At 36.8% G+C, this 12932-nt stretch carries 10 protein-coding genes; 1 reads left to right on the top strand and 9 read right to left on the bottom strand.

The window, feature by feature from the left end:
* Positions 1-631: 631 nt before the first annotated feature.
* Positions 632-1930, bottom strand: a complete 1299-nt coding sequence (gene eno, locus HMPREF1135_RS01100; RefSeq protein ID WP_007591041.1) for a phosphopyruvate hydratase — start codon at positions 1928-1930, stop codon at positions 632-634.
* Between the two features lie 224 nt (positions 1931-2154).
* Between eno and HMPREF1135_RS01095 the strand changes: the two genes are divergently transcribed.
* The gene (locus HMPREF1135_RS01095) at positions 2155-3210 is read left to right on the top strand and encodes a tyrosine-type recombinase/integrase (RefSeq protein ID WP_007591040.1); all 1056 of its coding nucleotides are present in this window, start codon (positions 2155-2157) and stop codon (positions 3208-3210) included.
* Between the two features lie 27 nt (positions 3211-3237).
* Here the strand turns inward: HMPREF1135_RS01095 and HMPREF1135_RS01090 are convergent, their stop codons facing one another.
* From HMPREF1135_RS01090 to HMPREF1135_RS01055, 8 genes are all read right to left on the bottom strand, one after another.
* Positions 3238-3519 carry a LysM peptidoglycan-binding domain-containing protein gene (locus HMPREF1135_RS01090; RefSeq protein ID WP_007591039.1) on the bottom strand — a complete coding sequence of 94 codons (282 nt, stop codon included), beginning with the start codon at positions 3517-3519 and terminating at the stop codon, positions 3238-3240.
* Positions 3520-3602: 83 nt separating this feature from the next.
* Positions 3603-4064, bottom strand: a complete 462-nt coding sequence (gene smpB, locus HMPREF1135_RS01085; RefSeq protein ID WP_007591038.1) for an SsrA-binding protein SmpB — start codon at positions 4062-4064, stop codon at positions 3603-3605.
* Positions 4048-6189, bottom strand: a complete 2142-nt coding sequence (rnr, locus tag HMPREF1135_RS01080) for a ribonuclease R (protein ID WP_007591037.1) — start codon at positions 6187-6189, stop codon at positions 4048-4050. Before rnr ends, smpB begins: the two co-directional genes overlap by 17 nt.
* Positions 6190-6232: 43 nt before the next feature.
* A complete protein-coding gene (secG, locus tag HMPREF1135_RS01075; protein WP_034212181.1) occupies positions 6233-6463 on the bottom strand; it encodes a preprotein translocase subunit SecG in 231 nt (76 codons plus the stop codon).
* Positions 6464-6541: 78 nt separating this feature from the next.
* Positions 6542-8026: a bacterial Ig-like domain-containing protein gene (locus tag HMPREF1135_RS01070; protein WP_007591035.1), complete on the bottom strand. Its 1485-nt coding sequence runs from the start codon at positions 8024-8026 to the stop codon at positions 6542-6544.
* 67 nt (positions 8027-8093) lie between these two features.
* Positions 8094-10514, bottom strand: coding sequence for a phenylalanine--tRNA ligase subunit beta (gene pheT, locus HMPREF1135_RS01065; protein WP_007591034.1), 2421 nt, complete (start codon positions 10512-10514; stop codon positions 8094-8096).
* Positions 10515-10563: 49 nt separating this feature from the next.
* Complete coding sequence (gene pheS / locus HMPREF1135_RS01060; protein ID WP_007591033.1) at positions 10564-11583, bottom strand: phenylalanine--tRNA ligase subunit alpha; 1020 nt, start codon at positions 11581-11583, stop codon at positions 10564-10566.
* Positions 11584-11653: 70 nt separating this feature from the next.
* Positions 11654-12931 (bottom strand): adenylosuccinate synthase, encoded by a 1278-nt coding sequence (locus HMPREF1135_RS01055; protein ID WP_007591032.1) that lies wholly within the window; start codon positions 12929-12931, stop codon positions 11654-11656.
* Between the last annotated feature and the right edge of the window lies 1 nt (position 12932).

The following is a 12932-nucleotide window of genomic DNA, read 5'->3' as shown; positions in this document are numbered from 1 at the left end:
ATATCTTTGTAAGTGATTTTTGTATAAAGAAATTTATATCATGTTATTACTGTAAAAACTTAAATTATGCTTGTTATACTGTTTGCTCTTATAGATATTTCAGAAAATATTTCTACAGTTCTTTTAATTTTTTTGCAAATTACTGTCTATCTGTTATTTAATGCCGGCACACGGATACCTGACATAATGTGTCCTATATAAGTTTATTCCACGCATATCTCACTCCACACTCTACTGCTTTAAGGTTACGTTAATATTATATTCATATAATATTATTATTTTAGCACTTTGTCAAATAAGTCAAATCTTTAATTATCGTTTTGTTTTTATATCTTTTGCTGTAATACTTTTTTCAGTTTTTATAAATTAAACAGCATATTTGAATATATTTTTTTATTTTTTAGCTCTTATTTTTAGTGATTAAAACAGAAGCAAGATTGTTTGCAATGTATTATACATCTACTCAAATAGTCAAGCTATTGTACACATGTCTTTTATCCATATCCTTATTCATTAAGTCCTGTTCTTAATATTTTCGTCAGAAATAAAGTTTTAAAAAGGCACAACAAAAAACCGGCTCCGGGCAAAGCCCGAAACCGGCAATATTGTTTTATTCAAATTTATATGTAAATTATCTCTTTACATTGAATGCGTCCATACCCGGGTAGCAAGCACTCTCACCAAGCTCCTCTTCGATTCTAAGTAACTGATTGTACTTAGCAACTCTCTCAGATCTTGAAGGTGCACCTGTCTTAATCTGACATGTGTTAAGAGCTACAGCAAGGTCTGCTATAGTTGTATCCTCTGTCTCACCTGATCTGTGTGAAGAAATTGAAGTATATCCTGCCTTGTGAGCCATCTTTATAGCCTCAAGTGTCTCAGAAACTGAACCGATCTGATTGAGCTTTATAAGAATTGAGTTTGCACAACCGTTGTCGATACCCTTCTTAAGTCTCTCAGTATTTGTAACGAATAAGTCATCACCTACAAGCTGAACTTTTCCGCCAAGTTCCTTTGTAAGAAGCTTCCATCCTTCCCAATCTTCCTCATCAAGACCGTCCTCGATAGAGATGATAGGATACTTCTCAACAAGCTTCTTCCAATGCTCAACAAGCTCTGCAGATGTGAACTCTGTTCCTGCCTTTGGAAGCTTATACTTTCCGATTGTACCTGTCTTCCACTCACTTGATGCTGCATCCATAGCGATCATGAAATCAACGCCCGGCTTATATCCTGCCTTCTCAACAGCCTTAAGAATGAACTCGATAGCTTCCTCATCGCCACCTGTAAGGTTTGGAGCAAAACCACCCTCATCACCTACACTTGTAGCAAGTCCTTCAGCCTTTAAAAGTGCTGCAAGGTTGTGGAATACTTCCGCACACCATCTAAGAGCCTCTTTGAAGCTTGGAGCTCCTACAGGCATAATCATAAACTCCTGAACGTCTACGTTGTTTGATGCATGAGCACCACCGTTTAAGATGTTCATCATCGGTACAGGAAGTCTGTTTGCATTTACACCACCAAGGAATCTGTAAAGCGGAATATCAAGTGAAATAGCTGCCGCTCTTGCACAAGCTATTGATACTGCAAGGATTGCATTAGCACCGAGCTTTGACTTATCCTTTGTTCCGTCAGCCTCGATCATTGCCTTATCTACAGCATAGATATCTGATGCATCCATACCTTCAAGTACATCATTGATAGTTGTATTTATATTCTCAACAGCCTTTGAAACACCCTTTCCGAGGTAACGTGACTTGTCACCGTCTCTAAGCTCAAGCGCCTCAAACTCACCTGTAGATGCACCTGATGGAGCTGTTCCTCTTCCGATTGTTCCGTCTACAAGATAAACCTCAGCCTCAACTGTCGGATTTCCTCTTGAGTCAAGTATTTCTCTTCCGATAACCTTCTCAATTTCTAAATAGTTCATTGGTAAAAACCTCCTTTTGGTCTCATATATCGCTTAACCTATATGATAAAATTATAACTCTATGCGACGATAGTATAATAACATAAATCTCAAGATAACTCTATATAAAAATATATAATTTTGTTATACTGTTGAATATTAGATTATATTGTGCCGAGCAATCAGGTACAAAAATGTAAACTTCGATGATTACTTCACTATTTTAGATATATTAAGGGGAATTTATGCCTGACTATAAGTATAATGAACAAGTCGATATAGAGAATATAAAGAAGCTCAGAACAATGCTTTCAGAGCTGCCTGCATTTTTTAAAGACTTTTTTAGAGGAATTGAGCCTCGTACACAATCAAGAACTCAAATTGCCTATGCCTATGATATAAAAATATTTTTGCAGTTTCTGCTTGAAGAAAATCCAAGTATTAAAAAATCCTATACCGATCTAACCGATATACCTATTTCAGTACTTGAAAGTCTTACTGTAACAGATATTGAGGAGTATATGGAGTATTTAAAATATCGTGACACTGACGGTAAGAAAATATCAAATAAGGAAAATGCCATAAAAAGAAAAATATCCACACTAAAAAGTGTATTTAAATATTTTTATCGTACCGAGAAGCTAAGCGAAAACATCATGGAAAGAGTGCAATTGCCGAAATTACATTCTAAAGAAATTATTAGACTTGATATTGATGAAGTCGCAATGATGATAGATGAAGCTGAAAACGGCGAAGGACTCAGTGACAGACAAAGAGCCTATCATGGAAAGACCAAAGTACGTGATGTGGCACTGCTCTCTTTATTGCTCGGTACAGGAATAAGAGTATCCGAATGTGTGGGACTTGATATATCCGATGTGGACTTTAAAAATAACGGGATCTTGATTAATAGAAAAGGTGGAAAAGATGTTACAATATATTTTTCGGATGAGGTAAAGGAAGCTCTGCAAAACTATTATGATGAAAGAGTTTTAATTCTGGAAGAAAGCGGACATGAAGGTGCATTTTTCTTATCAATACAAAACAAAAGACTATCCGTTCGTAGTGTTGAAAATCTTGTGAAAAAATATGCCAAGATAATCAGTCCTTTAAAGAAAATAACTCCACATAAGCTTCGTTCCACATATGGCACAAATCTATATAAGGAAACAGGTGATATATACCTGGTGGCTGATGTTCTGGGTCACAGTGATGTAAACACAACCAAAAAACACTATGCGGCTATAGAAGATGACAGGCGAAGAAGCGCCAGAAATGTGGTAAAGCTGAGGGAGAAATAATTTATTTCTCCCTCAATATATTTGGAATTATCTGTCGACCTTATAGCTTACAAGTATAAAGCAACCGGGATGCACCTTATTGCTGTCCATTCCGTTCATATCCATAATCTGTTCTATATACTCGCCATTAGATATACCTGTATTATTATATTTTTCAGATATACTCTCAAGGCTGTCGCCATACTCAACTTTAACTGATGTATATCTTATATTCTCTGTATCCATGCCGGCTCTTGTAGTATTTGCCCTGCCAAGTAAAAAACTTATTAAAAACAATGTAAAAATGAATGCTAAAAATACTTTTCTCATATTCTCCTCCAAACATTTGTTCTATGTAATAAGTCTACAATAAGAACATATGTTTGTCAAGAGAAAATCGAACATATGTTTTTTTACCTCATACTTCTCTTCATCGCCTTCTCTATTTCTCTTTGCTGTGTCTTTTTGGCAAGTGTCTCTCTCTTATCATAGTTTTTCTTTCCCCTTGCCAAACCTATTTCAACCTTTACAAGACTTCCCTTTAAATACACCTTTAAAGGTACTATGGTCAGTCCTTTTTCATTAAGCTTTGAATCGAGCTTTAATATCTCTTTCTTATGCATCAGAAGTTTTCTTACTCTCAAGGGATCTTTATTGAATATATTTCCCTTCTCATAAGGATTGATATGCATTCCCATGATAAAGACTTCACCGCGTTCGATTCTTATCCATGATTCCTTTATTGAAACATGACCCATTCTTACAGATTTTACCTCCGTTCCGAACAGCTCAATGCCTGTTTCATAGTTTTCCAAGATAAAATAATCAAAATATGCTTTTTTATTATTTGCTATTATCTTAATCCCCTCTGCCATCTCTCTCCTTTACAAGTTTAAAGTCAATTCTCTTTGCAAGTCTGTCTATATCATAGACTTTTACTCTTACCTTTTGACCCAAAACAAATTTCTTTTTTGTAATTTCTCCTACAAGTTCATATCCGGCTTCATTATAGACGAAGTAATCGCCTTCCAAGTCGGCCATTCTTATAAACCCTTCCACAGTGTTTTCAAGCTCTACAAATATACCGAAGCTTGTAACTCCGCTTATTATGCCGTCAAATTCCTCTCCCATATGCCCAAGCATATATTCGCATTTTTTATACTTTACAGTCTCTCTTTCGGCTTCCTCGGCTCTTCTTTCCATCTGTGATGATTGTAAAGCTACACCGCCCAAAATAGCTCTGTAGTGCTCTGTCCGTCTTTCGGAAAGTCCGTTTTTTATATTTTCTTTTATTATCCTATGTATCTGCAGGTCCGGATACCTTCTTATAGGTGATGTAAAATGTGTATAATACTTTGCAGCCAGACCGAAATGTCCTATGCATGATGTGTCATACCTGGCCTGCTTCATGCTTCTGAGCGCAATCCTTGATATAATGGCCTCGGCATCACTTCCTTCAATGCTTGCCAAAAGTTTTTGAAGTTCCTTCGGTGAGACCTCATCATTTTTTCTTCTGAGTGTAAAGCCGAAGTTATTTATAAATATTGCCAGACTCTTTATCTTTTCAGGATCAGGATTTTCATGGACTCTATAAAGAAACGGCAAATCCTGCCAGAAAAAATCCTCTGCTACGGTCTCATTTGCAGCAAGCATAAAATCCTCTATAAGCTTTGTAGCCGAATTCCTTTCATATGGCTTAATATCTACCGCCTTACCGTTTTTATCAAGTATTACCTTACTCTCCGGCAGGTCAAAATCTATAGATCCACGTTTTGTTCTTGCGCCTCTTAGAAGTTCGGATACAAGTTTGAAATTATTAAAAAGCTCAATATAATCGCTGTACCTTTTCTTTGTCTCCTCATTTGAATCTGTAATAATTTCATTAACCGCAGTATATGTCATTCTCTCATTTACATTGATAACGCTCTCACAGATATTATGTCCTATTATATTTCCCTTTTCATCTATCTCCATCAAACATGAGAGTGCAAGTCTGTCTTCACCCTGATTTAATGAACAGATTCCGTTACTTAGCTTTCTCGGAAGCATAGGAATCACTCTGTCTACCAGATATACACTTGTAGCTCTGTGTAATGCCTCCTTATCAAGTGCTGTATTTTCTCTCACATAATGAGTGACATCCGCTATATGAACTCCCAAATGCCATATATTACCGTTTTTCTCAAGTGTTATGGCATCATCCAAATCCTTTGCATCCTCACCGTCTATTGTAACGGTAACCAGATCTCTGAAATCCTGTCTTCCTTTTATATCTTTTTCAAGAACCGTACTCGGAATTTTTTTCAATTCATTTTCCACATCATCATTGAATTTTTCAGGGAGACCGAAAGCTCTGACTATGGAAAGTATATCAACTCCTGCATCTGTGCTTTTTCCAAGAATTTCGATAACCTTGCCCTCAGGCTTCTTTTTATCACCACCGAAATCTGTGATCTCAACAACCACCTTATCTCCGGTTTTTGCACCCTTATCTCTTGCTGCAGGAATATATATATCTTTTAAAATCTTTGTGTCGTCAGGCAATACAAAACCGAATTTATTATTCTTTTTGTAATAACCTACCATTTGAATATTGGCATGCTTTTCTATACCTATAATATGTCCTTCAGCTCTTTTTTCGCCGCTTTCAATATCTATAACAACTTTTACCTGATCTCCGTTCATGGCATTTGCTGTATAATCGGCAGGAATAAATATATCCGAATCTCTTCCTTCCACTCTTACAAAACCGAATCCCTTTGGATTTGCCATAAACTCACCGATTAAAAACTTATTCTCAGGCTTTTTATACTTACCTCTTTTGCTTATTTCAAGTCCGCCTTCAAGCAGCAACTCTTTCAATACTTCATCCAGCTCAGGTCTTCTTTCTTTATCAACGTTAAAAAAAACCGCCAGTTCTTTTGCCTTCATAGGCACGTACAGAGGGCTTTCTATAAAGTCCATCACTATCTTTTTTCTTTTTTCTAAATTCTTATCCATATAAACCTTTATAAATAAAAAGCACTCTTTTGAGTGCTTTTTGTTATTTAACAATATTTAAAACCAATGATAAAATCAAAAATAATGCCGCAGCAACCTTTGTAAGCTTCTCAAGTAAGCCTTCAACTGAACGGCCTCTGTTCTTACCCCAATATGTATCGGCAATACCGCCTATTGAACCAAGTCCCTGCTCATTTCCTTCCTGAAATAATACTACTGCAGTCAGGAAAACGCATACTAAAATAAATATTATTGAAATAATCCTGTTTAACATTAACATATTTACACTCCATTAAAATACAAAACTGTTCTTATAATATCACTAAACAGTACTAATTGCAAGCCGGATTTTTTACTCAATCCTTACATTGCTGTCACTGTTTTTCTCTTTCTCAGTCTGTGAAGACTCTTTGTTTCCTGTGACCTTTACCTTAGCACTGTTACTTACCCATATACTCGGCAAAATTTCATAAGAATATTTTACAGAGTAGTCACCTGTTTTACTTGTGTTCACATTAGACTCAACCTTTATTTTTCTCCTGTCAATTTCCGTAATCTCATCATCATTTTGAATCTTTGCGGTTACAAGATTGTCAAAGTTTTTCCACTCACTTCCGACTGTAATCTCAAGGTCTTTACAATCAAGAATCTTTTGAAACTCTACATATACCTTTGAAAGAGAATGATTATACTTATCCTTTTTACCAAGATGTAATTCAAGTCCTTCATCGTATATATGCTTTTTTTCTCCGACTATAAAACTGTATTTATCCTGTAATGAACCGTTTTTTATAAGGAGGGAATATCCTCTGTCATTTACAAGGCTCTGTAAATCCTTTGTATTGACACTGATATAGCTGTAATCGTTTACAAATGCGTCTTTCTTTTCATCTGTAGTAAACATCGAACAGAATGCCGCATTGGCTCCCGGAAGCTTTTCAATTATATCATTCGGCAATATATCATAGCTTTCCTCATCACGCCTTACTATACCTACTGTTTTTCCGTTTAAAAAATCTTCCGCCCTGTCACTTCCGTGGCAGGTTGCTATACTCATATTAAGTTCTTTCTTGATAGGATATCTGTAATCCAATTTGAAAACAAAGATATTATTTGTATTAACTTCTTTAATAGTCTTCAAATCATCCACAAAATCATCTTTTTTTTCTATTACCATTCTTCGCTCTATGATTTCCATAGGCAAAATGCCTTCAAATTTTTGTCCTGCAGCTAATTTCCCATCTATCTTTACAGAATTAACCTTATTAAAATCCACCTTTTTTCCGGACTTTCTTTCAGTCTCTGTGACAGTCTTTCCGTCAGTCACATACTTTATATCAACACCTGATAGATCTCCGGTAAAAATATCAAGACTTGAGTTTATAAGTCTAAGCTCAGACACACTGCCCTCCGTCTTAGGAGGCAGTGTTATATCAAAACTTATATCTCTTTCCACATCCGAACTGTTTTCAATATTTGCACTTAGACAGAGATTACTGTAAATATCCATATCCAGTATATCAGCAAAATTTTTTATAATACTTCTTCTATTATCATTCTCGCTCACGGAAATCAAGGACATAGCATTTGAACCATATTCGGTTTCTCCACTCAGATTATTAAGTACTCTAATTCTGAATGATGTCTTGACTCCGTTATCATTGCTTTCATAATCCGGATTTATAGGATTTTTAAATACGGCATTTCTTCCTTCTCCATAAGCTCTGGTGTCATCTCCGATTAGCGCAGAAGTAAGCAATATAACTGAAAACACAAAAAGACAAAAGTACCTGATGAAAGCTTTACTTTTCTTTTTCCTTCCTCTACTTCTAACCATATCTATCTCTCACTTTTCTAAAATAAAACACATATCTATCAAAGATTATCCCACAGCTTAATTTAAACTAGGATCTGATTCTGATATTCTTTTCCTCAAGCTTCTTTAATATCTTATCCATCACCTCATTAACATCGGCATCAAGAAGAGTTCTCTCCTTGTTTCTGAATGTAAGTGAATAAGCTACCGACTTAAATCCTGCCTCTATCTGATCACCCTCATAGATATCAAACAAATTGAAGGATTCAAGATTGCTTCCGCCGTTTTCAGAAATTATATCCTCAATCTCACCTACCAAAACGCTTCTTGGCACTACCAATGAAATATCTCTTGAAATTGCAGGATATTTTGCTATTCCTGTATATTTGATATCAAAATTTACAAAAGGAATTACATTCGGCAAATCAAGTACAGCTATATAGGTCTTATCACCCAATTTATAATTTTCACATACAATCGGATGCACTTCGCCCAAATATCCGAGGCGAACTCCGTCAAGCACTATATCGGCCTTTCTTCCCGGATGTAAAAACTCTTCCTTGCAACTTGGATCATAGTGAAGTTTACCGACAATTCCTATTGTATATAAGAATTCCTCTACCACACCCTTCATATCAAAGAAGTTTTCCTTACCGTAGAATCCAAGTACAAACTGCATTCTCTCATCAGGCAATTCCTTTAAAGGAAGCTCCTTTGGAATATAGATGTTTGCAAGCTCAAATAAATGCACATCCTTATTTCTTCTGTTGTAATTTGTTGAAAGAGAATTAAGTATACCGTTTACAGCCTGAGTTCTCATCATTCTGAAATCTTCACCAAGAGGATTTGATATTTCAATAGCATTTCTATAGTGGCTGTTTTTTGACAATCCGAGCTTGTCAAATACCTTGGCACTCTCAAATGAATAGTTCATTGCCTCTGAGAATCCCAAAAACTTTGCCACTTCTCTTGCAAGCTCTTCTATTTCAAGCTTCATGCTGATACCGCCTATGGTTGCGCTTGCTTTCGGCAATGTTGTAGGTATCTTGTCATATCCAAAGAATCTTGCCACTTCCTCAGCCAAATCCGCCATGAAGTGAATATCCTGTCTGAATGTAGGAGCCACAATCTCATTAGTCTCTTTATCGTATTTTAACTCAATTCTGTCAAAGATTTCAAGCATATCTTCTTTTGATATGGAAGTTCCAAGCAATTTATTGATTCTTTCAGGCTCAAAAGCTACTCTTGACTCTACCGCCTTTACCGGATAAACATCAATTGTTCCACCTACTACTTCTCCTGCCCCAAGTTCTTCCACCAAAGAACATGCTCTCATCATAGCATCATAAGCATTATTAGGATCAAGGCCCTTTTCAAACTTTCCTGATGAATCTGTACGAAGTCCTATTCTCTTTGATGAAAGTCTGATATTTGTACCGTCAAAAGTAGCACATTCAAATATCATTGTACTTACATCATCTGTAATCTTTGAGTTCTCACCACCCATGATTCCGGCAATAGCTACAGCTTTTTTGGCATCATTTATCATTAAAATATTGCTGTCAAGCTTTCTCACAACTCCGTCAAGAGTTTCAAACTCATCTCCGTCCTTTGCTCTGTCTACAACTATTTTTTGTCCTTCAATAAGATTGTAATCAAAGGCATGCATAGGCTGACCGTACTCCGCCATAACATAGTTTGTAATATCGACTATATTATTTATCGGTCTGATTCCCACTGCACGAAGTCTCTCCTGCATCCAAGACGGTGAAGGTGCAAGCTTTATATTTTTAACAACTCTTGCAACATATCTCTTGCAAAGAGTCTCATCCTTTACTTCCACAGATAAGTAATCATTTACATTCTCATTATTTCCTGTTGTTTTTACCTGGGGCATAACAAATTTTTTCTTGAATGTAGCCGCAGCCTCTCTTGCAATTCCTATTACTCCATAGCAGTCCACTCTGTTTGATGTAATTTCATACTCAAATACGGTATCTCTAAGTCCCAAAAGCTCTATAGCATCGCTACCGACTTTCGCATCCTTTGGCAGGATATATATTCCGTTTTCAGGTGCATCCGGGAAATAGTTCTTATCTTGACCAAGCTCGTCAATAGAGCACATCATACCGAATGACTCAACTCCACGAAGCTTACCCTTCTTTATTTTGATACCGTTTTCAGTCAACGGACTTCCGTCATGTCCGCCTGCAACTTTTCCACCGTCTAAAACTACAGGTACCTTATCACCCACTGAAACATTAGGTGCTCCTGTAACTATCTGTATTTTTTCATTTCCGACATCCACCTGACAAATAATAAGCTTGTCGGCATCAGGATGCTTATCTATTGAAAGTATCTCACCGACTACTATTTTTTCAAGATTTTTATCCAGTTCTTTATAACCCTCTACCTTTGTTCCGGTAAGAGTCATTGCATCTGTATATTCACTTGGAGTCACATCCAAGTCAGGCACATAGGCCTTTATCCATGATAATGCTGTATCCATTCTTCACCTCTGTTATTTACTGTAAATATAATCTCATGTAAAAGCTTTATTAGAATTGCTTTAAGAATCTGATATCATTCTCGTATAAAAGTCTCATATCATCGATTTCATACTTCAATAGAGCTATTCTCTCAAGTCCTATACCGAATGCAAAACCGTTATATTCATTCTTATCTACACCACACATATCAAATACATGAGGATGAACCATTCCGCAACCGAGGATCTCTATCCAGCCGCTGCCTTTACAGAATCTGCATCCGCTTCCATGACATTTAAAACATGTCACATCCATCTCGGCACTTGGCTCTGTGAATGGGAAGTGGTGAGGTCTGAACTTAACCTTTGTTTCTTCACCGAAAAGCTTTTTAGCGAATACTTCAAGTGTTCCCTTAAGATCGGCAAATGTAATATCCTTATCTACAATAAGTCCCTCTATCTGGTTAAAAGTAGGTGAATGAGTGGCATCCACTTCATCTGAACGATAAACTCTTCCCGGGCTTATCATCTTTATAGGAAGCTTTCCTGTTTCCATTGTTCTTGCCTGTACAGGTGATGTCTGTGTACGAAGCACTATATCCTTTGTAATATAGAATGTATCCTGTTCATCCTTTGCCGGATGATCCTCAGGGATATTCAATTTTGTAAAGTTATATTCGTCAAACTCTATCTCAGGTCCTTCCACAACCTCATATCCCATGCTTGTAAAGATTTTTTCAACCTCATGTAATGCAATAATATTTGGATGGCTGTGACCGAACTCTCTCTTGTTTGCAGGCAGTGTAACATCTATGGTCTCCGCCTTTAATCTGGCCTCAAGTGCAAGCTTTGCAAGCTCACTTCCGACATTATTTAATGTATTTTCAATAGCTTCTCTTGCTTCATTTACTACCTTACCGAATTCCGCTCTCTCTTCCGGAGCTACATTCTTCATATTTTTAAGAAGTGCGGTAAGCTCTCCCTTTTTACCAAGATATGCTACCTTAAGCTCATTTAATCTTTCTTTATTTTCTGCACTGTTTATCTTTTCTAAAGCTTCTTTTTGAAGTTTCTCTATTATGTCCAGCATTTTTTCTCCTTATTTAATGAATAGTCATGCCCCATATCAGTTTAAACTAATATGGGGCAAGGCAAAAGTCCTATCTATAGATAATATCATCTCTACCCGGTCCATTGCTTACCAACTTTACAGGTACTTCAAGTTCTTTTTCTATAAACTCAATATACTTCCTACAATTCTCAGGCAATTCCTCATACTTCTTTATACCTCTGATATCACAATTCCATCCCGGAAGATATTCATATACAGGTTTTGCAATCTTTAATTTATTTGTTGTAGGGAAGTCCTTGGTTATCTCACCATTTATATCATAGCCTACACATACAGGAATCTCTTTTAGATATCCCAGTACATCAAGTACTGTAAGTGCGACCTCTGTAGTACCCTGAATTCTTACACCGTATCTGGATGCTACAGCATCAAACCATCCCATTCTTCTAGGTCTTCCTGTGGTAGCACCGAACTCACCACCGTCTCCGCCTCTTCTTCTAAGTTCATCTGCAGCAGCCTCATCCTCTATCTCGCTGACAAACTCTCCGGCTCCAACCGCTGATGAGTATGCCTTAACCACTGTTGTGATTTCCTTTATCTCATATGGAGCAATACCTGCTCCTATAGCACCGTATGCAGCCAATGTGGAAGATGATGTAACCATTGGATATATTCCGTGATCCGGATCCTTTAATGAACCGAGCTGACCCTCAAGGAGAATATTCTTTCCTTCTTTTATAGCCTTGTAAAGATATGCACTCACATCACATACAAAAGGTTCAACCATATCTCTGTACTCATGAAGTGTATTCATAAGTTCTGTCTTATCAAGCTCAGGCATATTGTAAAGATGCTTGAACATAACATTTTTCAATGTGCAGATTTTTTCAACCTTTTCTTCCAATATTTCATCGTCAAAAAGCTCGCTTACCTGTATTCCGATTTTTGCAAACTTATCTGAATAAAAAGGAGCTATTCCCGACTTGGTAGAGCCATATGCCTTTCCGGCAAGTCTTGCCTCCTCATAGGTATCCTGCAAAATATGATATGGCATCAGAAGTTGTGCTCTGTCCGAAACCAAAATCTTAGGTCTCGGTACACCTTTTTCAACCAACTCATTTATCTCTTTAACAAGATATGGAATATTAAGTGCAACACCGTTTCCTATAATGCTTGTTGTATGATCATAAAATACTCCTGACGGCAACAGATGCAAAGCAAATTTACCGTAATTGTTTATAATTGTATGACCTGCATTGCTGCCGCCCTGAAAACGAATAATAATATCCGCCTTAGCCGCAAGCATATCCGTGATTTTGCCCTTACCTTCGTCGCCCCAGTTGGCGCCTACAATAGCTCTTACCATT

The organism is Lachnoanaerobaculum sp. OBRC5-5 (genome assembly GCF_000296385.1).
Taxonomy (GTDB): domain Bacteria; phylum Bacillota; class Clostridia; order Lachnospirales; family Lachnospiraceae; genus Lachnoanaerobaculum.
This window is presented reverse-complemented; position numbering and strand designations above follow the sequence as displayed.

Bases quoted from the DNA above. Each gene is read 5' to 3' on its own strand.
- eno (WP_007591041.1), bottom strand. From the start codon at position 1,930: ATGAACTATTTAGAAATTGAGAAGGTTATCGGAAGAGAAATACTTGAC.
- HMPREF1135_RS01095 (WP_007591040.1), top strand. From the start codon at position 2,155: ATGCCTGACTATAAGTATAATGAACAAGTCGATATAGAGAATATAAAG.
- HMPREF1135_RS01090 (WP_007591039.1), bottom strand. From the start codon at position 3,519: ATGAGAAAAGTATTTTTAGCATTCATTTTTACATTGTTTTTAATAAGT.
- smpB (WP_007591038.1), bottom strand. From the start codon at position 4,064: ATGGCAGAGGGGATTAAGATAATAGCAAATAATAAAAAAGCATATTTT.
- rnr (WP_007591037.1), bottom strand. From the start codon at position 6,189: ATGGATAAGAATTTAGAAAAAAGAAAAAAGATAGTGATGGACTTTATA.
- secG (WP_034212181.1), bottom strand. From the start codon at position 6,463: ATGTTAAACAGGATTATTTCAATAATATTTATTTTAGTATGCGTTTTC.
- HMPREF1135_RS01070 (WP_007591035.1), bottom strand. From the start codon at position 8,026: ATGGTTAGAAGTAGAGGAAGGAAAAAGAAAAGTAAAGCTTTCATCAGG.
- pheT (WP_007591034.1), bottom strand. From the start codon at position 10,514: ATGGATACAGCATTATCATGGATAAAGGCCTATGTGCCTGACTTGGAT.
- pheS (WP_007591033.1), bottom strand. From the start codon at position 11,583: ATGCTGGACATAATAGAGAAACTTCAAAAAGAAGCTTTAGAAAAGATA.
- HMPREF1135_RS01055 (WP_007591032.1), bottom strand. From the start codon at position 12,931: ATGGTAAGAGCTATTGTAGGCGCCAACTGGGGCGACGAAGGTAAGGGC.